The organism is Bacteroides clarus YIT 12056 (genome assembly GCF_900129655.1).
In the GTDB taxonomy this organism is placed as follows: domain Bacteria; phylum Bacteroidota; class Bacteroidia; order Bacteroidales; family Bacteroidaceae; genus Bacteroides; species Bacteroides clarus.
This window is the reverse complement of record NZ_FQWK01000005.1, coordinates 200456-221071: the sequence shown is the minus strand read 5'-3', so window position 1 is coordinate 221071 and position 20616 is coordinate 200456. Positions and strand designations below refer to the sequence as shown.

Below are 20616 nucleotides of genomic sequence, written 5' to 3'. Positions count from 1 at the left end.
CTTTGCAAGAAAGATAAAAAGACATCAAATTATGGCTAAGACAAAGAAAGAAAAGAAAGAGAAAAAAGCCGGCAAGCGAATGAAGAAGAAAGAGCTCGTCAAAACGCTATTGGACTTCTTCCACATAAAACAAGACGAAGTACTGTCCCTGAAATACATTTTTGAACAACTGCACCTCACCACGCATCCGCTGAAAATGCTGTGTATGGATATCCTGTCCGAGTTGTCGGATGACGATTACATCACCGAGGTGGACAAGCATAAATACAAGCTGAACAATCATGGCGTGGAAATGACCGGTACTTTCCAGCGCAAAAGCAACGGAAAGAACTCATTCATCCCCGAAGGTGGCGGTGACCCCATTTTCGTGGCCGAACGCAACTCGGCACACGCCATGGCAGGCGACAAAGTACGCATCGCCTTTTATGCCAAACGCCGCGGACGTGAAGCCGAAGGCGAAGTCATCGAAATACTGGAACGCGCCAACGATACCTTCGTAGGAACGCTGGAAGTTGCCAAGTCCTACGCTTTCCTTGTCACGGAAAACCGTACGCTGGCCAACGACATCTTCATCCCCAAAGAGAAACTGAAAGGTGGAAAAACAGGCGACAAAGCCATTGTCAAGGTAGTGGAATGGCCTGATAAGGCTAAGAACCCCATCGGTCAGGTCATTGACATCCTGGGAAAAGCCGGAGACAACACCACCGAGATGCACGCCATCCTGGCCGAATTCGGGTTGCCGTATGTCTATCCCGCATCCGTGGAAAAAGCCGCGGACAAGATTCCCGCCGAAATTCCCGCGGAGGAGTATGCCAAACGTGAAGATTTCCGCAATATAACCACCTTTACCATAGACCCCAAAGACGCCAAAGACTTTGACGATGCCCTGTCCGTCCGCAAACTGAAGGACAACCTGTGGGAAGTGGGCGTGCACATTGCCGACGTGACACATTATGTAACGGAAGGCGGCATCATCGATAAAGAAGCGGAGAAACGGGCGACATCCGTTTATCTCGTAGACCGCACCATTCCGATGCTGCCCGAACGGCTGTGCAACTTCATCTGCTCCTTGCGTCCCGATGAAGAGAAACTGGCTTATTCCGCCATCTTCGAAATGACGGACAAGGGAGAAGTAAAGAACTCGCGCATCGTACATACGGTTATCAAGTCCGACCGCCGCTTCACATACGAGGAAGCGCAACAGATTATCGAAACCAAAGAGGGAGATTTTAAAGAGGAAATCCTCAAACTGGATTCGCTTGCCAAGATATTGCGCGAAAAGCGATTTGCCGCCGGCGCCATCAACTTCGACCGCTATGAAGTGAAATTCGAGATTGATGAGAAGGGCAAGCCCGTCAGCGTATATTTCAAAGAATCCAAAGACGCCAACAAGCTGGTAGAGGAGTTCATGCTACTCGCCAACCGCACTGTGGCCGAAAAGATAGGGCGTGTACCCAAAAACAAAAAGCCGAAAGTATTCCCTTATCGTATTCACGACCTGCCGGACCCGGAGAAGCTGGATAACCTGTCACAGTTCATCGCCCGCTTCGGCTATAAGCTGCGCACCAGCGGAACCAAAACAGATGTGTCCAAATCCATCAACCACCTGCTGGATGATATTCAAGGGAAGAAAGAAGAGAATCTCATCGAAACCGTATCTATCCGCGCCATGCAAAAGGCACGCTATTCCGTGCACAACATCGGGCACTATGGATTGGCATTCGACTATTATACCCACTTCACCTCTCCCATCCGCCGCTATCCGGACATGATGGTGCACCGGTTGCTGACCAAGTACCTGGATTTAGGCGGACGAAGCGTTTCCGAGCAGAAATACGAAGCGCTCTGCGAACATTCCAGCGGCATGGAGCAGATAGCCGCCAATGCGGAACGCGCCTCTATCAAGTACAAACAAGTGGAATACATGACGGAACGTCTGGGACAGACTTACGACGGTGTTATTTCCGGCGTTACCGAATGGGGACTGTACGTTGAGCTGAACGAGAATAAATGCGAGGGAATGATACCTATCCGCGACCTCGATGATGATTACTACGAATTCGATGAAAAGAACTATTGCCTGCGCGGACGACGGAAGAAACGCACGTACAGCCTCGGTGACGCTATCACCATCAAGGTGGCACGCGCCAACCTCGAGAAAAAGCAACTGGACTTTGCCCTGATTGAATAAAACAGGATTATTATAAAAGCTTACATACACATACATGAAGACAATTACTATTACAGATCGCGCGCAAATAGAAGATATTATCCGTAAATGCCCTTATTGTACGGTCGGGATTACCGACGGAGAAGGCAATCCGTATGTAGTGCCCATGAACTTTGCCTGGGAAAATGATACCGTCTATCTGCACTCGGGGCCCGAAGGAAGTAAAATAGAAATGGTGGTACGGCATCCGCAGGTCTGCATTAACTTTTGTGAAGGGCACGAACTGGTGTATATGCACAAACAGATAGCTTGCAGTTACAGCATGAAATCCCGCAGCGTTATCTGTAAAGGCAAAGTACGCTTCATAGAAGATATGGATGAGAAACGCCGGATACTCGATATGCTCATGAAACAATATACAGACAATGCGTGCAATTATGCCGAACCGGCTGTACGCAATGTGAAAATATGGGAAGTGAAGGTGGATGAAATAAGTTGCAAATCGTTCGGGCTGAGGCCGAGTGAAGTGAAATAACGAGAAAGAGCGTGCTTTCCCGCACGCTCCTAACCTAACTAATAAACCTAATTAACATCATTGTGTGATTCCTAAATCTTTCTTGTCAGAAGCTTTATTGGATAATGGTGATGTTGAAATCTGATAAAAATTACCAGTATTCGCATCTACATATTCAGGTCTATAGTTTGTAATATTCTTACTCCCCAATTTACCCCAGAAAGAAGCAATACGTCCGGAATTATACAGATTAATATAAGACACTGACAATTTATCCCAACTCATCTCATTGAAACGAATACTGGCTCCTCCCTTTCCACTGTTGGCAAAAGAACAATTAGTCACAGTAGCACTTTGTACTCCTATCAAACGCATAGCAGAACCTTGCTCTTTATTGTCCACATTTTCAATTGTACAATGGTCAACTGTCAACAATGGTCCACTGGTGCTTTCATCATTTCCACCTCGATAAATATTCAAAGCACTACCTAATAACCGATAAAATATACAATTATCAACATGTAACTCTTCTACATTGTACTTACCTTTATCATCCTTCTCTCCAGCAAAATTAATTGCTTCCCCTGACATGTCATGAAAAAAAGAATTCCGGATAATCACCATTGGTGAGAAAGTAGATTTTTCACCACGGATGGCCGCCAAGCCAGATTCATTGAAATTATAGAATTCGCAATTATCAACAGTAAGTAAATAAGGAGTAATAGTACCTGATTTCACGGTTATACCACCTTCGGACAAAGCTTTCCCCGCCTCACCTTCACCATTGAAAGCAAGACCTTGTATTTCCAAGTTTCCACCATTGACAATGGTCACAAATGCTTTACCAGACATACCATTAAAGCATAAAACGGGGCGTTTAGATAAATGGGAATCTGCTTGAATACGAATATATTTATCTATCAACAAAGTATTATCCAGCCAATAGACACCCTCTTCCGAGAGATTCAAAATATCACCGGACTGTGCTTGATTCAAAGCCTCTAATAGTGTATTTTGTCCTGCCTTCACACTGATTTCATTACCGGTAAGCACCAATTCATGATTTTCAGAAAGAGTATACCAACTTGCACCGTTTTTTTTCTCCATATATGGCTTTAAATCAATACTATCTGATAAAGTCGTATTATTCTGAAACCCTCTTTGTGTTACGGTATAGGGATAATTCACCACATTATCAATAAAAGTAAAACCAGAAATATCATCAAAAGACTGATAAAGCGCTTTATCCGACTTACTAATGAACTGATTACGAATAAAAGAGATATTTGAGGGTGGTAATGTACGTTCATTATCTTTTCCTACACAAAATAAGATATTATCACAATTAATAAAGCGGTTATCTTCTAACGTTACATCCTTTACATGATGATAACGGTTAGGTAAAGAATTAGGAACCGCATTCATCAACCCAAGAGCCGCAAAAAAACGATCACCTTTCAGCCCATAGAACAAATTTCCCTTAATAGTATGCCCTTCATTGACTATACGTACTCCGCCTGTACAAGGTAATCCATTTCCTATAAATGCATTTCCTTCAACTAAATTACGGTTACCATGACGTAAAGCCAAAATACCACGACATTCTAAAAATACATTATTACGAATAATGTTATCACTTGATTTGATAGAAACAACTTCAACTTCTCCATTACAATGGTGAAACATATTGTCTTCTATCACAGTATTCGAAGAAAAAAATGCATGATGTGAGGTTCCCACACGAATCGTTTCGCCCCCATTTGAGCCCAATATCGGACGTTCACCGAAATAATTATGATCAATTCTATGATTATTATTACGGTCTCCCTCACCATTTAAAATAACAGCCAAAGTTACTCCTGCATAAAGCTTACCCAAAATAGAATTATGGTCCAGTCGGTTATTTCGTCCGTAAAGAAGAATCCAGCTTCCAGATACCCCACGATCTATCGGATTGAAGTAATCAATGACACAATCTGTTATACGGCAGTTGTTAGCAACTTTTTCACCATTACGAAACTCAATCACAGCTCCTTTAGGAGTGTAACCATTACGAAAATGCAATCCGTTTATTTCAACGTATTCTCCACATAAACGAAGATTAGATACACCTTCTATAAAAACACTGCCTGGTTGTTGAGCCATAACAACAATCGGCTCTTCTACCTTACCATACCCCTCAAGTTGTAACTGGATATTTGTATATGTACCTGATTTAATATAAATCGTATCACCTGGACCAGCTTTCTCCAAAGTACTTTGAAGAGAATTTAAGTCAATAGTCCGATTTCCTTGCGAACATGCGGCCAACAAAGGAAAAATCCAACAAAGTTTAATAAATGATTTAAGCATCACAAGCTATATATTAAAGTTTCACTAGTTAACGAATTTTCATCGGATAATAAATACCCTCTGTCATTAATGAGAAATTATCTGTACGGAAAGGAGTTGCTGGGAAACCCTCTTTATTAAAAAGATTAGCTTCCGTCCAATTAGACCAACCATAACGTACCGCAATAGGACGCTCTACAACATCAGACCAGACAAATACTTTTCCATCCCTAATTTCCGCTCTTGCCGATACAAAATTATAATCCGCCCCACAAATAGAAAAACCTTTCAATTCCCCGCCCAAAGCAGTCAAACCAGAATAAACAAAATCAAAACTAATTTCTGCTTTATTGTCTTTTATTTGCATTGATTTATATACCGGGCCTGAATATGGTACTTTTTTATCATATTGCAAATGCAAAGCACAGGATGCTAAACGTTCACCAATAGGTTTCTTATAAATAGGGTGTACATCGTTTTTCTCCCCTTTATCAATACTGACTACCATAGCAGTATTCTTTACTGTTTTCCATGTAAATAGCTGGGCATCACGTAACTCAGCCCAATTTGGACGATCTTGCCAAAAAGGATGATCAAAATTCGACAACTGAACAAAATAAAATGGTAAATCAGGTTGATGAAAATCAGTACGCCATTGTCTAATTAATGCTGGAAAAAGTACTCTATACTGCTCCGCCCGCTCTGCATTACCCTCGCCTTGATACCAAATTACACCTTTAGCCGTATAAGGAATAATACGCTGCAACATAGTATGATACAATCCACAAGGGCGTTTATGATGTTTAGGGCCCACTGGTTCGAAAGGACGAACAACGTTTTTATATCCCATAGTCACTGAGTCATTATAAACCCTATAAAGTACCTTATACTCCTCCATTTTTTTCTCATATAAGGTATCATCCATAATAGCAACTTTACGATAATTATCCAAAATAGGACGTAATTTATCATCTCTTTCCAGCGTCTCTTCTTTCACCCAAGCTTCAGCAGGCGTTCCACCACGATAACAACAAATGATACCAATAGGAACATTTAATTCTTTCTGAAGCTTACAAGCAAAATAATAACCGATGGCAGACATATTCGCAACTTGTGGCGCTGTTGCGGTCTGCCATTTCATTTCTTTATTAACATTATGCCCTTTATAATATACTTGAGGTACTATTAGAAAATGAATATTCTGATTATTAGCTGAACGAACAACAGCTTCTCCATTTTCACTCATAAACAGCTTACGCTCCATATTTGATTGTCCTGTTGCTAACCACACTTCTCCAACATACACTTCAGACAGTAGAACAGATTCATTTTCTGAAGTTACTTTTAACCGATATGGCCCCCCAGCAGCCAGATTCTTCAAAGACAACATCCAGCGCCCGTCAGGCTTAACTTCTGTCTTTACTTTTTGATCTTGAAATTCGACCTGTACTATAGCAAAAGGACGTCCTATTCCCCAAATATTATTTATATCTTCTTGCTGCAATACCATTCCTTCACCAAAAACTTCAGCTAAAGACAACTGGAAATTATTACCCGTGGAGGCTCCCCAAAGGAGCCCCCAACAGATACAAATTTGCAAACATACAAATATACAACCTCTTTTCATCATTTTTATCAGTTATAACCCTCGTTCTGAGATAAAATTTCTTTTCCTAACAAACGAATTTCACGTCCCGGAATAGGATAAAGCATTTGAAATCTTTCTACCTTAGTAAATTTCTGCTTTGGTAAAAGTCTAGAGTCCTGTCCGTGTGCTTCCATAATTCGAATCGTTTCAGATACTCCAACTACACGCTGTAAATCAAACCAACGTTGGTTTTCGAACGCAAACTCAAATTTACGTTCCTGAAGTAATTCATTTCTAGAAACCGAAGTTACGGGAAGATACCCTGCACGTGCCCTCACTGCATTATAAACGGCTAAAGCATTCACATCATTAGTTATATCATTCGCATAAGGTTCAGAGGGAGCACCTAATACCGCTTCAACATACATTAAAAGTACATCAGCATAACGTAAAATAGGAGCATCGGCAGCATTATCCTTTTGTGAAGGCTTAGTTCCCCTTTTCAAGTATTTACCACACACAATCCAAATACCCGCCTTATCTTCTTCCATTAAATTGGTCTGGCTACGTACAACATCACTTTCACATTCCTCAGCGAATGGAGTAGTAGGTGTATTTAAACCTGAATTACCACCAAATACAGAAAAATCATAACTAAATGTTTGTCCTTCACCCGAAGTAGAATTAAATTGAACAGCAAATAATATCTCACTATTCCATTTAGTGCTTTCTGAGAATATAGAGCTATAGTCTGAAGCTAATCCTACTCCTGAAACAGTACTCTTGCTAGGATCTGACATATTAATCAAAGTAGCAAGCAAAGTCTTTGCATCGGAATGACGACCTAAAGTAAGATATACTTTAGCAAGCAACGCTTTAGCTGCCATAGCATTTGCTTTGCCCTTAGTCATGTCAGGCAAATTATTTATAGCAAACTCTAAATCGGGAATAATGACAGTAGAATAAACCTCAGAAAGAGGCTTCCGGCGAAACATATCTGTTTCATTGGCATCTATCGTACGAGTAATAATAGGTAAATCCCCCCATAAACGAACCATATTAAAGTAAACTAATGCACGTATAAAGCGTGCTTCACCTTCTATTCGGTTGCGAGTCACCTCATCATTTACTATACCCAAATTATCTATTACTAAGTTTGTACGGGAAAGAGCATTGAAACAGGCTTTCCAATAATTATATACATCACCACTCTCAACAATATCTTTCACAAAAGTGTCAATATATCCAAACTCACCTTCTGCCAAATAAGAAGAAGAAAGATCTGAACGCATTTCCATCAATACATAATCATGATTCAAAGACATTTGTTGGAGACCGTCATAACAACCAACCAAAGCCAATTCAACATCACTTGTCTTATTAAAGAAGTTTGTTTGTGTCAAATCTGATTTAGGTTGTAAATCCAATGCATCCGTACAGGAAGCCAAAAATAAGCTTAAACCCAAACCTATTATATATTTCATTTTTTTCATATCAGTCAACATTAGTAATTAAAATTGAAAATTAAAGCCAAGCGTATAAGTACGAGCCAACGGCATTGCACCACTCTGATAACCATCAATCAATGGAGTATCAAAGCTCTTAATACCTTCAGGATTATACCCTTTATAATCACCCAACAAGAAATAGCATGGATTATAAATAGACGCATAAACACGTAATGAACAGTTCTTCATAATATTTTTAGGCAATGTATATCCTAAATTGATACTGCGTATTGCAATAAAAGAAGCATCCTCTACAAACCAGCAGGCTGAAGCTTTATGTTTGATATTATTATAGGAATTCTGGTACTCTGGCAACAATTTCCCATTCCATTGACTCTGAGCATAATGCTCATCAATATTAAATACTTTATTACCATGTGACCCTTGAACCACTACATTTAAATCGAAATCTTTCCATTTTAAATCATTAGTCATACCCCAAGTTACTTTCGGATATGGAGAGCCCTGTGCTACCATATCATCATCGTCTATTTTTCCATTGCCGTCCAAGTCTTTAACATGTACCAATTCTGGTTTCACATCAACCGGCCATACAGGACTGATAAGCCCTTCGTTAGGAATCTCTTTTTCAACAACAAAGCCATAGAATTGAACTAAAGGTTTACCGACCTCAGTTACAAAATATGTAGGACGTTTTTCTTCTCCTTTAGGACTGCTTATAATCTTATCTACACCACCTAAGTTTAAAACCTTATTAAAGTTCTGTGCAATATTTAAACTTGTAGACCAAGAGAAATCCTTTGTTTGAATATTCTGGGTTGTAATTTCAATTTCATAACCGGTATTACTCATTTTACCCATATTAACCAACTGGTTTGTTTGTCCCGTCATACTAGAGATCTCTCTTTCCAAAAGTAGTTTATCCGTTATCGTATAGTAAGCATCAAGATTAATTCTCAAACGATTATTAAACATACCCAAATCAAAACCACCATTATACTGATAAGTTCTCTCCCAACCCAAGTCTTTATTTTCACTGGAAATTTGTGTATATCCAGGAGTTACTTTATTATTGATTACAGCATTGGACTGTGAAAGAAGACCAAATGCTTGGTAATTACCAATATTTTTATTACCACTGGCACCAAAACTTGCTCTAATCTTTAATTCATCAATTATCTTCTTAACCGGAGTAAAGAATGATTCCTCAGAAATACGCCAACCTAAAGATACTGAAGGGAAATACCCCCATTTATTATTAATACCGAAACGAGAACTTCCATCCCAACGTGAACTTACAGAAGCAAGGTATTTACCTTTATAAGAATATGTGACACGTCCTAGTGCCGATAATAACAGTTCCTCATACTCAGTAGTATTACCCGAGTTAATGATACCAGCATTCAAGGTTTGAATATTATCAGTCGGAAAGTCTGAAGCTGTCATATTGCTATTATAGCCTGTAGTCTTTTGAACTGTATAACCAGCCAATATACTTAAAGAATGATTTTCTCCTAAATTAGGAGTATAGGTCGCAATATTTTCATTCAACCAATCTATTACTTTTGCAGTTTTATATTGTCCGCTCGTTTTACCATTATTATGAGCTAAACTACTCTGATAAAATTTATAGTCCATCATAGAAGCATATCCACCAAAAGAACTTTTTAAAATCAAACCTTTAACAGGTTGATACTGTAAGTAGATATTTCCTAAGGCTTTAATATAACCAGTTCTATCATTACGCTCTAAAGTAGTAGAAATACCATTATTACCACCAGCATTTTTTACACTAATATATTCTCCATTATAAGGGACTTTCGAAAAATGATATTCATGAGCATAGTCACCTATATTTAATGTAGGATCAGACAAACGAGCCCATTCAATTGTCTCAGCAGTATGCCTTACTGGGATGTACATAGCATCTCTAAATACCTGATTAATATTTGATTGAGATCCTGAACGATAAGCGCGTTGGGAATCAACAACTGCATTCACATTGACGCCGAATTCTAATTTATCATTAATCTTAGCATCAACCTTAGCATTTAAATTAAACTTTTTATAACGATCTGTTATAACAATTCCTTTCTCATCCAAAAAAGAACCAGATGCGTAGTAGTTCACATTTTTTGAACCGCCAGAAACACTAATCTGATGGTTCTGTATATATCCCAGTTTTATTGTTTCTTCTACCCAGTCAGTTTGAGTTCCCAAAACATCAGAAGCAACATAAACTTTTTTCATATCATCTACCATAGACGCATGAGCTCCACTGATCGGTCTACCCATTTCTGCATATATTTGTTCTGCTTTTATCTTCCAGTCTTCAGGACGTGTACGTTGTATTCCTTTCAACAGTCGCTCTTTAACACCACCATAACTATTTATGCGAATAGTAGGTTTAGAGCCTTCAGAGCTACCACTACGTGTAGTCACAATAATAATACCATTTGCACCTCTTGAACCATAAATAGCAGCTGATGCAGCATCTTTCAATACCTCAATAGATTCTACATCATTCATATCAACATCTGACAAATCTCCTGGGATAGGATAACCATCTACTACGATCAGAGGATTCGTATCTGCAGAGATAGATCCAATACCACGTATCTGAATTTTAGGACTAGCCCCCGATTGCGCTGAAATATTTTGAATTTGCACACCCGCCAATTTACCAACTAACGCTTGGTCTGCACGAGAAACGGGTAATTGCCCCAGATTTTCATTTTTAATTTTTGAAATAGAACCTGTTAAATGAGATTTCTTCTGAACACCATAACCAACCACCACGACTTCATCTAGCTGTTGTTGATCCTCAGTCAAAGTTACATTTATTTTTGGCTGTCCTTTGCAAGCTACTTCTTTCTGAGTAAACCCGATATATGAAAATACAAGAATGTCTGTCGCTAAATCTGGTACACTAATTGAATAATTTCCATCAATATCAGTAATACATCCAATAGTAGTCCCCTTTACAAGAATATTCACACCTGGCAAAGGCGAATTTGTCACATCTATAACTTGGCCTGTCACAATTTTCGTTTGGGCAAAAATCGCCATACCATACAGTTGCATCCAGCAAAACATGATTAACAAAAAAGTTCGCCGAGAAGCAGTTTGAAATAATTGTCTGTTCTTCATAAAACTATAAAATTAATGATTAACAATAAATATATATCGCAATAAGATAATAATTCTAACAGTAGTTTTACCATCTTCCATAGCCATTCGCTACAGAAAAGTCGATCATCTTACGAATGCACTCAATCCAACAAAACAATAGACATTTCACATATTGGTTTGCCAAAAATAATAGTATTTTTAATAATATCAAAGTAAAAAGAAGAAAAATATAAAATAAATTATATTATCACATAAGAGCTCTATAAATAACGATATACATATAAAGTGGTACGTGTACATTATTATATTATTAAACACAAAACAATATAATACACTAATAATCAACGTAATTAATATTTAATTAAAGAAAGCAAAAGAAGGAAAGAAACAACCATAAAAAGTGAGTACAAAAAATATCAGGTAAGCCTATGATAAAAAACATAAAAAATATCAAGTATTTTATTTGCTCAAAACAAAATTAACCACTACTTTTGGAAAACCAATTTAAAACAAAGAAATACTCATGAAAACAAAAAGTATTCTAATAACTATTTTCTTGTTTCTGGCATTTACAATCCAGGCCAAGTTACCAAAGCATCCCTGCTTATTGCTTACTCAAAAAGGAATTGAAAAAATAAAAGCTCAAAACAAGCCGGCTATGCTATTCAATACGACATTAATTCAAATAAAAAATCAAATAGATCCTATCTTAAAACAACCGATAGAAGTTCCACTTCCTAAAGACGCAGGTGGTGGCTATACACACGAACAACACAAACGTAACTATAATAACATGTATAATGCAGGTGTACTTTTCCAATTAACTGAAAAAAAAGAATATGCGGAATATGTAAAAGAAATGCTTATACAATATGCTGAAATGTATCCTAATCTACCCTTACATCCAATTCAAAAATCTAATTATAGAGGAAAGCTCTTTTGGCAAGGGTTAAATGAATGTGTTTGGTTAGTATACACATCTCAAGCCTATGATTGTATATATAATTACTTAAATCCCAAAGAAAGAGAGTTTATTGAAAATAATTTATTTAAGCCAATGGTTGAGTTTATCGCTATACACAATAAATCCACATTCGAAAAAATTCATAACCACGCTACCTGGGCAGTAACAGGAGTGGGGATGATTTCCTATGTTATGGGAGATAAAGATATGCTTGAGAAAGCATTATATGGACTAGATAAAAGCGGAAAAAGTGGTTTTATTAGGCAAATAGATCAACTTTTTTCACCCGACGGATATTTCGAGGAAGGGCCTTATTATCAGAGATATTCATTACAGCCATTCATTATGTTTGCTCAAGCTATTGAGAACAATGAGCCTGAAAGAAAAATATTTGAATATAAAAATGGAGTAATATTAAAAGCCGTCACTACTCTATTACAAATGTCTGAAAACAACGGCCAATTCTTTCATTTCAATGACGCTTTAGACAAGACCTGGCACAGTACAGAGTTAGTTTGGGGTATTGATATCGCCTATAATAGAACAGGCAACAAACAACTATTATCTATAGCAAAAGAACAAAATACTGTTATCCTAAATGAAGCTGGATATAAAGTTGCTACTGACATAGAACTTGCACAACCTTTTATACATCAAACAATGGTCATAAGCGATGGAGCCAAAGGCGACGAGGGTGGCATTGGAATTCTACGCTGCCCAAATAAAAATAATGAAAGCTGTGTAGCTCTAAAATACACATCACAGGGTATGGGACATGGACACTTTGATAGGTTATCATTTACCTATTACGACAATAATAAAGAAATAATACAAGACTACGGGGCTGCACGTTTTTTAAATATAGAGCCTAAAAATGGCGGCCATTATTTACCTGAAAATAATAGCTTTAGTAAGCAAACAATAGGGCATAACACCCTAATAGTCGACGAAACCAGCCACTTCAATGGTAAATTGGACGAAGCATCAAAATACTCTCCCACATTCTATGCTTTCATCAATGGCGAACAGGTAAAAATGATCAGTGCAAAAGACAAACACGCTGTTCCCGGAGTAACTATGCAGCGAAATCTACTGCTAATCTCCCATCCTGCTTTTGAACATCCTCTCATTATTGATATATTCAAAATAATTTCACAAAAAAAACATCAATACGATTTGCCTTATTATTATAAAGGGCATCTCATTAATACTGATTATAAATACAACGCATTCGATACAACTCGCACTTTGTTAGGCAGCAAAAACGGATACCAACATTTATGGATAGAAGCACAAGGAAACCCCAGGCAAGAGACAACTTCTACCACTTGGTTAAACGATAATAGATTCTATACATTAACCGCTGTAACCGATGAAAATACAGAGATATTTCTAACCAGAATTGGTGGTAACGACCCTAACTTCAATTTGAGAAACGATCCTTGCTTAATGTTTCGCCAGAAAGAGAGTGATAATCATACATTCGTATCTCTCATAGAAGCACACGGAGAATACAACCCACGTCTGGAATATACATTAGCTCCTTACACAAACGTACAAAACATCCAAATTATAATGGACACAGAGGAATATACTATCCTCAAAGTTACAACTAAAAACAAACAGACCATAACTATCTGTTTTGCGAATACAGATAATAATCCACATTCTGTACATAAAATAAGAGATTATAGCTGGCAAGGAGTCTGCGAAATAAAATAACGTAAATAATAACTATTAAAAAAACAACATTATGAAAACATGTAGTAAAGTTTTCCTATTAGAAAATGAAATAAGTTGGGAACAAGTTGGTGAAGGTATTCAAAGGCAAATACTCGGATATGACGGACAACTCATGCTAGTAAAAGTGAAATTTCAGAAAGGGGCTATTGGAAACGCCCATGAGCATTTTCATTCCCAATCCACCTATGTTGTTAGTGGAGTGTTCGAATTTCATGTAAACGGAGAGAAGAAAATAGTAAAAGCCGGAGATGGAATCTATATGGAACCGGATGTCTTACATGGTTGTACCTGTCTCGAAGCTGGTATTTTAATTGATACCTTTAGCCCAATGCGTGAAGATTTTATAAACGAATAACTATCATGAAAATCAAAGGTGTAAGATGGTGGATTATTGGGCTAATCATGCTCATTACCATCATAAACTATTTGGATAGAGGTACTCTAAATTATATGTGGGTAGCCAATATTGAATACACTCTAACGGACTCTTTTAATCCTAGTCTTAGAGTGAACCAAGCCACTCAGATAAATGAGCAAACCTATCTTTTAACCAACGGTCAAGGCCATGAGATTCAAGTTGAAGCAAGTAGAATCTCACTAAAGGAGAAAAATGGCCAAACAATGGTAATAAACAAAGAGGGGATTGCCTATGATTTAGGACTAATCAGTACTGATTTGTCTACTGAAGAAGCTGCCAAGCAAGCTAAAGATATACTAGGAACGATTACCATATTTTTTATGATAGCTTATGGTATAAGCCAGTTAGTATCTGGAAAAATGTATGACAAAATTGGTACAAGAAAAGGATTCTTCGTTTCTGTATTATTATGGGGAGCCGCAGATGCCATGACATCACTATCACGAGGCATCCTTTCATTAACAACATTTCGTATGATGCTGGGATTGGGGGAAGCCGGTCCATGGCCAGGAACCACTAAAAGTAACGCTGAATGGTTTCCACAGAAGGAACGTGCATTAGCACAAGGTTTATTTGGTGCAGCAGCTTCGTTGGGTTCTATTTTTGCACCCATCATTATACTCATGCTGTATATTACACTTGGATGGAAGCTTACATTTGTAGTTGTCGGTGGTTTCGGTTTATTATGGCTAATCCCATGGATTATCATCAACAAAAAAGGACCTAAAGAACACCCATGGATTACTGATAAAGAAAAAGAATACATATTAACTGGACAACCGGAAATCAAGATTACCAATGACAAAGGCAAAGGCTGGAGAGAATTATTATCAAACAAAAAAAACTGGTCTGTTATTTTAGGACGTTTTTTTCTTGATCCCATTTGGTGGATGTTTGTCACTTATCTACCACTCTATCTAGCAGATGTCTTCAAACTTAATATTAAGGAAGTAGCATTCTCCGCATGGGTTCCTTATGTAGGCGCAATGGTTGGTAGTATTGCCGGTGGATGGATGTCAGGCTTTTTAATCCGAAAAGGAAAAAGTGTTGATTATTCACGTAAAGCTGCCATGTTATTGGGTGGATTTATTATCATCCCTTCTATAATTGCAGCCGTTTATTCTACAACTTCTATTATGGCAGTTATCTTTATGGCTTTCGTCTTGGGAGGTTTTCAATTTGTCATGACGAATATTCAAACAATACCCAGCGACCTACACTCCGGAAAATCCGTTGGCTCATTAGCAGGTCTAGGTGGTGCATCAGCCGTATTAGGAACTATTCTAGCAATATTATTTGCCCAATACATCACAAACTGGCTATTATTATTCTCACTACTTGCAGCATTAGTTCCATTATCATTATTATCCATATTTTTGACTGTCGGTAAAATAGAACAAATAAAATAAAGTTACACATATTCATTAAACTAAAAAATAATATGAAATTACAAGGTAAAGTAGCCATCGTAACAGGTGGAGCACGTGATTTGGGACGTGCAATCTCAATCAAATTCGCTCAAGAAGGAGCTAAAGTAGTTGTAAACTATTTCGACAACCCGGAAGATGCAGCAGAAACTTTAAAATTGATTCAGGCTGCAGGATCTGAAGGAATTATTGTACAAGGTGATATGACAAAAGCAACTGATGTCAAAAATCTATTTGACAAAGCTATTGAAGCATTTGGAAATCACATTGATGCATTAGTTAATGTTGTTGGTGGAATTGTCGGTCGCAAATTAGTAACAGAACAAGACGAAACTTGGTATGACTTTTTAATGGATGTAAATATGCGTAGCGTATTTCTATGCACCCGCGAAGCTGTACCGTACATGAGTGCCGGATCTACCATTGTCAATTTTTCGTCTCTTGCAGCCCGTGATGGTGGCGGTCCTGGAGCATCTATGTATGCAACTGCCAAAGGTGCTGTTATGACTTACACACGTGCTATGGCCAAGGAGCTTGGTCCCAAAGGAATACGTGTCAACGCATTAGCTCCCGGCACAATAGCTACATCATTCCACGATCGCTTCAATACACCAGAAAACAGAGAACGACTGAAAGCCACATATGCCCTCCGTCGTGAAGGTGAAGCAAAAGAAGTGGCAGATCTAGTAATCTACCTTTCATCCGAGGATTCCTCTTATATTACTGGTGCAAACATAGATATTAATGGTGGTAGTTTCTTCTCATAAAACAATTCAAAATAAATAATATATAAAGATGGCAGGAGCCCAATATTGGCTTCTGCCATTTTAATATAAAATATCTATTTTGTAACAGGCGAGAGGAGAGTTTTTCCTTCAAAGTAATTTATAATATTCTGAAGGGCATAACGAGTGCTTTCTACACGTGTATCAATAGTCCCTGTGCCATTATGAGGTGATAATAGCACATTATCAAGCTGTAATAATTCCGAAGGTATTTCAGGCTCACTTTCAAATACATCCAACCCCGCACCAAATATTCTTTTTTCTTGAAGAAAATGTATCAATACTCTTTCATTAATCAGATTTCCCCTAGCTGTGTTTATCAATACCACAGAAGGTTTCATTAGATTAAACTGTTGTATATCAATCATGTGATAGGTTTCTGAAGTCGCTGGGGCGTGTAATGATATAAAATCAGATGTAGCTAACAATTCATTCAAACTGACCCAATCAGCCTCATACACATTTTCAATTTCTTGAGATAATCTTTTTCTATTATAATATATAATTCTCATACCACAAGCAGAAGCTCTTCTTGCCAAAGCTTGCCCTATCGCTCCCATACCAACTATCCCTAAAGTCTTTCCATATAAACTGATTCCAAGATTTTCCATCACATCAATTTCTATTCCTCTTGATGAACGTAATTTCCTATCACATTCAGAAACTCTTCTAGCCACATTCAATAACAAGGAAAAAGCCAGCTCGGCCGTTGGTTCAATAACCGGTTTCGGAGAATTGGTTACCAAAATTCCTTTTGTAATAGCATAATTAACATCTATATTATCATAACCTGCTCCAAAGTTTGCAATAATCTCCAAGTTAGTAGCACGATCTATAATTTCTTTAGTTACCTTAAATGCATAAGTAGGAAGCAAAGCATCACAACGCCCAATCCATCTATCAAGCATACAGCTACTAATCAAGCCTTTATCAGGCATAATAATTTTATAATCATTTACAATTGTTTCAAAAGCCACTTTAGGAAGTTGATGAGTCACAAGAATCGTTTTCATATATATCACTAAAACATGTTTTACTATGACAACTTAATATACTTTTATACAAAAATAAGTTTTCAGAATTGGAAAACCAAATATAAGCTAAAAAAAGAATACTAAAACACCTAGCCTATCTCCAATCTAAACCGAATATATTTTCTAACATTTTGTTGAATTTATAAAAGAAGTATTTTGAATTAATTTGTATCTTTGCAAATATTTAATAAATTAACATATGACTGATATATTGAAGCTTTTAGAACCTGCTGGCGAAAATGCAACTGATGATATCATCAGACAAATTCGCTCTTTACTTGACTCTGGAGATTTACAACCTGGGGACAAACTTCCGGCAGAGCGTAAATTAGCTGAAAAGTTCCAAGTTGCACGTTCTCAGGTAAGGGAAGCATTTAAAAAACTGGAGTTTTATAATATCATTAAAACAATGCCACAAAGTGGCTCGGTAATCTCGGCCATTGAGTCTACTGCTTTAAATAGCTTAATCAGTGACATTTTAAAAATGGACAATTGCGACTTCCACTCTTTAGTAGAAGCACGTTCTATTATTGAAATTAATGCTGCAAAACTTTGCGCAATTCGTCGTACAGAAGAAGATCTGAAAATGATAGAAAGCGCAATGAACAACTATAATAAAAAAATAAAAGAATGCGGTTCTGCATTAGAAGAAGATTTATACTTTCACCGTACTATTGCTGAAGGCTCTAAAAATACAGTATTAAAATCTATGATGATGACAATTACACCTGATATCATGGTGAATTATGCTAAATTTAATGTTTGTAAGACAAATTTTGAGATCCCAATAAGTGAGCATCGCCTCCTTTTCGAATATATTAAAAATAACAATGCAGAAGCAGCTAGTAATATTATGAGTCAGCACCTTACAGGAGTACTAAATTTTGCTAAGACACAACAAATTGTCCTCTAGACATAAAAAAACAATTATAAAAAGCCTGAGAATCAATTTGACAATCAGGCTTTTATATTAAATCATAAAGGATATTCCTCAAAAGCATAAAGCAACGTCGACAAATAGCGTTCTCCCGTATCAGGCAGTAATACCACAATGTTTTTACCCTCGTTCTCCGGCAACTGCGCCAACTGAGTTGCGGCGCTGACAGCGGCTCCCGAAGAAATCCCGACCAACAAGCCTTCGTATTTCGCCAGTTCCCGCCCGGTACGGATAGCGTCATCATTGGATACCTGTAGAATTCCGTCTACTACCGCACTATTATAGTTTTTGGGGATAAAGCCTGCACCGATACCTTGAATTTTATGTGAACCCGGTTTTCCGCCTGACAATACCGGAGAATCCTCCGGCTCTACGGCTACCACTTGTATTTTAGGGTTATGCTTCTTCAAAGCCGTACCCACACCGCTCACCGTCCCACCGGTCCCAACACCGGCTACGAATATATCGACTTTTCCGTCCGTATCCTGCCATATTTCCTGTCCGGTAGTGCGCTCATGAACGGCCGGGTTAGCTTGATTATCAAACTGCTGTAAAATCAACGAACCGGGAGTACTCGCTTGCAATTCTTCGGCACGGGCTATAGCACCCTTCATACCATCGGTACCGGGCGTCAAGACAAGTTCCGCGCCAAGAGCCTTCAGTAAATTGCGGCGTTCCATGCTCATGGTGTCCGGCATAGTCAAAACCAATTTATAACCTTTGGCCGCCGCTACAAAAGCAAGTCCAACCCCGGTATTGCCGCTGGTCGGTTCGATAATCGTCGCACCGGGTTTCAACAGTCCTTTCGTTTCCGCATCCTCTATCATAGCCAGTGCAACGCGGTCCTTGACACTTCCCGCAGGATTAAAGTATTCCAGTTTGACTATCACATGAGCCCTCAAGCCCTTATTTTTACTATAATTGTTCAACTCCAACAAAGGAGTATTGCCTACTAAGTCGGTAAGGCGTTGCGCTATTTTTTTCATATCTTACAGTGAATTATTAATAAGACAAAAATACGGTGAAGTTCGTTCATTCAAAATACCATAAATGTGGTAAATCCATACTATAAATGAGGGATATGTAGGAAAATTGGTGAGTATTTTATACCTTTGTAGCCACTTTATTAATAAAGGATATCATAATGAGTCCACTTAATTTTACTCACATCCTGACACAGGCAGTCGATGAGCTATCGGAAAGCGAATCTTACAAAGGACTGTTTCACCAGCACACGGACGGCAATCCATTGCCTTCAGCTAAGGCATTGTGCGATATTATCGAACTTGCGCGCGCTATTATCTTTCCCGGATATTTTGGAAATTCAACGGTCAACAGCCGTACGGTAACTTACCATATCGGAGTCAACGTAGAAAGACTGTTCGACCTGCTGACAGAGCAAATACTGGCAGGGCTTTGTTTCGGCAGTGATGATGAATGCAGCTGCTGTACCGAGCTTCAACGTGAAGAGGCTGCATCGATCGCCGCCAAATTTATCAGCCATTTACCGGAATTACGCCGCATACTGGCAACCGACGTCGAAGCCGCTTACAACGGTGACCCGGCCGCCCATTCGTTCGGCGAGGTTATCAGTTGCTATCCCGCCATCCGCGCCATCAGTAACTACCGCATAGCGCATGAGTTGTTGGTACTCGGCGTGCCTCTCATTCCGCGTATCATCACCGAAATGGCACATAGCGAAACCGGCATCGACATTCATCCGGGAGCCGCCATAGGCGGTTATTTCACGATAGACCATGGTACAGGTGTGGTAATCGGTGAAACCTGCATTATCGGCAATAACGTAAAACTATATCAGGGTGTAACCCTCGGAGCCAAAAGCTTCCCGCTGGACGAAGACGGCAAACCCATCAAAGGCATTCCCCGCCACCCCATATTGGAAGATAATGTCATCGTGTATTCCAATGCCACTATCTTGGGGCGTATCACCATCGGAAAAGACGCTACCGTAGGCGGTAACATCTGGGTAACGGAGGATGTACCTGCAGGCGCAAGAATCGTACAAACCAAAGCAAAGAAATGAACGGCTGCAAAGCATAAAAGAAAGTTGTAAATAGTAAATCGTAAAATAGAAAATAAATAG

Annotated in this window: 14 protein-coding genes; 8 read left to right on the top strand and 6 right to left on the bottom strand. The window is 38.5% G+C overall.

Annotation, left to right across the window (positions count from 1 at the left end; all coding sequences use genetic code 11):
* Positions 1–31: 31 nt before the first annotated feature.
* The gene (gene rnr, locus BUB52_RS10385) at positions 32–2191 is read left to right on the top strand and encodes a ribonuclease R (RefSeq protein WP_009122079.1); all 2160 of its coding nucleotides are present in this window, start codon (positions 32–34) and stop codon (positions 2189–2191) included.
* Positions 2192–2225: 34 nt separating this feature from the next.
* Positions 2226–2705: a pyridoxamine 5'-phosphate oxidase family protein gene (locus BUB52_RS10380; protein ID WP_009122078.1), complete on the top strand. Its 480-nt coding sequence runs from the start codon at positions 2226–2228 to the stop codon at positions 2703–2705.
* A gap of 57 nt (positions 2706–2762) precedes the next feature.
* Here BUB52_RS10380 and BUB52_RS10375 read toward each other — a convergent pair whose 3' ends face one another.
* From BUB52_RS10375 to BUB52_RS10360, 4 genes are read right to left on the bottom strand one after another with little or no spacing between them, the layout of a single operon-like run.
* Complete coding sequence (locus tag BUB52_RS10375; RefSeq protein ID WP_009122077.1) at positions 2763–5036, bottom strand: chondroitinase-B domain-containing protein; 2274 nt, start codon at positions 5034–5036, stop codon at positions 2763–2765.
* 28 nt (positions 5037–5064) lie between these two features.
* Positions 5065–6645: a sialate O-acetylesterase gene (locus BUB52_RS10370; RefSeq protein WP_009122076.1), complete on the bottom strand. Its 1581-nt coding sequence runs from the start codon at positions 6643–6645 to the stop codon at positions 5065–5067.
* Between the two features lie 5 nt (positions 6646–6650).
* Positions 6651–8096, bottom strand: a complete 1446-nt coding sequence (locus BUB52_RS10365; RefSeq protein WP_229116276.1) for a RagB/SusD family nutrient uptake outer membrane protein — start codon at positions 8094–8096, stop codon at positions 6651–6653.
* A gap of 18 nt (positions 8097–8114) precedes the next feature.
* On the bottom strand, positions 8115–11222 hold the full coding sequence (locus BUB52_RS10360) for a SusC/RagA family TonB-linked outer membrane protein (protein ID WP_039950771.1): 3108 nt from the start codon (positions 11220–11222) through the stop codon (positions 8115–8117).
* Positions 11223–11727: 505 nt separating this feature from the next.
* On the opposite strand from BUB52_RS10360, the gene BUB52_RS10355 reads away from it, so the two are divergent.
* Genes BUB52_RS10355 through BUB52_RS10340 form a run of 4 tightly spaced genes read left to right on the top strand, consistent with a single transcriptional unit; the run spans position 11728 to position 16523 of the window.
* On the top strand, positions 11728–13890 hold the full coding sequence (locus BUB52_RS10355) for an alginate lyase family protein (RefSeq protein ID WP_009122073.1): 2163 nt from the start codon (positions 11728–11730) through the stop codon (positions 13888–13890).
* Between the two features lie 31 nt (positions 13891–13921).
* Positions 13922–14266, top strand: a complete 345-nt coding sequence (locus BUB52_RS10350; RefSeq protein ID WP_004291739.1) for a cupin domain-containing protein — start codon at positions 13922–13924, stop codon at positions 14264–14266.
* A gap of 5 nt (positions 14267–14271) precedes the next feature.
* Positions 14272–15738: an MFS transporter gene (locus BUB52_RS10345; protein WP_004291742.1), complete on the top strand. Its 1467-nt coding sequence runs from the start codon at positions 14272–14274 to the stop codon at positions 15736–15738.
* A gap of 32 nt (positions 15739–15770) precedes the next feature.
* Positions 15771–16523 carry an SDR family NAD(P)-dependent oxidoreductase gene (locus BUB52_RS10340; protein ID WP_009122072.1) on the top strand — a complete coding sequence of 251 codons (753 nt, stop codon included), beginning with the start codon at positions 15771–15773 and terminating at the stop codon, positions 16521–16523.
* 74 nt (positions 16524–16597) lie between these two features.
* Here the strand turns inward: BUB52_RS10340 and BUB52_RS10335 are convergent, their stop codons facing one another.
* Positions 16598–17554: a 2-hydroxyacid dehydrogenase family protein gene (locus BUB52_RS10335; protein WP_009122071.1), complete on the bottom strand. Its 957-nt coding sequence runs from the start codon at positions 17552–17554 to the stop codon at positions 16598–16600.
* 220 nt (positions 17555–17774) lie between these two features.
* Here BUB52_RS10335 and BUB52_RS10330 point away from each other — a divergent pair, with 220 nt between their 5' ends.
* Positions 17775–18488, top strand: coding sequence for a FadR/GntR family transcriptional regulator (locus tag BUB52_RS10330; protein WP_009122070.1), 714 nt, complete (start codon positions 17775–17777; stop codon positions 18486–18488).
* Between the two features lie 62 nt (positions 18489–18550).
* Here BUB52_RS10330 and cysK read toward each other — a convergent pair whose 3' ends face one another.
* Complete coding sequence (gene cysK / locus BUB52_RS10325; RefSeq protein WP_009122069.1) at positions 18551–19498, bottom strand: cysteine synthase A; 948 nt, start codon at positions 19496–19498, stop codon at positions 18551–18553.
* Positions 19499–19656: 158 nt separating this feature from the next.
* On the opposite strand from cysK, the gene BUB52_RS10320 reads away from it, so the two are divergent.
* Positions 19657–20556: a serine O-acetyltransferase gene (locus BUB52_RS10320; protein WP_009122068.1), complete on the top strand. Its 900-nt coding sequence runs from the start codon at positions 19657–19659 to the stop codon at positions 20554–20556.
* Positions 20557–20616 lie beyond the last annotated feature (60 nt).

Coding starts and splice junctions, on each gene's coding strand:
- rnr (WP_009122079.1), top strand. CDS start 32: ATGGCTAAGACAAAGAAAGAAAAGAAAGAGAAAAAAGCCGGCAAGCGA.
- BUB52_RS10380 (WP_009122078.1), top strand. CDS start 2,226: ATGAAGACAATTACTATTACAGATCGCGCGCAAATAGAAGATATTATC.
- BUB52_RS10375 (WP_009122077.1), bottom strand. CDS start 5,036: ATGCTTAAATCATTTATTAAACTTTGTTGGATTTTTCCTTTGTTGGCC.
- BUB52_RS10370 (WP_009122076.1), bottom strand. CDS start 6,645: ATGATGAAAAGAGGTTGTATATTTGTATGTTTGCAAATTTGTATCTGT.
- BUB52_RS10365 (WP_229116276.1), bottom strand. CDS start 8,096: ATGAAAAAAATGAAATATATAATAGGTTTGGGTTTAAGCTTATTTTTG.
- BUB52_RS10360 (WP_039950771.1), bottom strand. CDS start 11,222: ATGAAGAACAGACAATTATTTCAAACTGCTTCTCGGCGAACTTTTTTG.
- BUB52_RS10355 (WP_009122073.1), top strand. CDS start 11,728: ATGAAAACAAAAAGTATTCTAATAACTATTTTCTTGTTTCTGGCATTT.
- BUB52_RS10350 (WP_004291739.1), top strand. CDS start 13,922: ATGAAAACATGTAGTAAAGTTTTCCTATTAGAAAATGAAATAAGTTGG.
- BUB52_RS10345 (WP_004291742.1), top strand. CDS start 14,272: ATGAAAATCAAAGGTGTAAGATGGTGGATTATTGGGCTAATCATGCTC.
- BUB52_RS10340 (WP_009122072.1), top strand. CDS start 15,771: ATGAAATTACAAGGTAAAGTAGCCATCGTAACAGGTGGAGCACGTGAT.
- BUB52_RS10335 (WP_009122071.1), bottom strand. CDS start 17,554: ATGAAAACGATTCTTGTGACTCATCAACTTCCTAAAGTGGCTTTTGAA.
- BUB52_RS10330 (WP_009122070.1), top strand. CDS start 17,775: ATGACTGATATATTGAAGCTTTTAGAACCTGCTGGCGAAAATGCAACT.
- cysK (WP_009122069.1), bottom strand. CDS start 19,498: ATGAAAAAAATAGCGCAACGCCTTACCGACTTAGTAGGCAATACTCCT.
- BUB52_RS10320 (WP_009122068.1), top strand. CDS start 19,657: ATGAGTCCACTTAATTTTACTCACATCCTGACACAGGCAGTCGATGAG.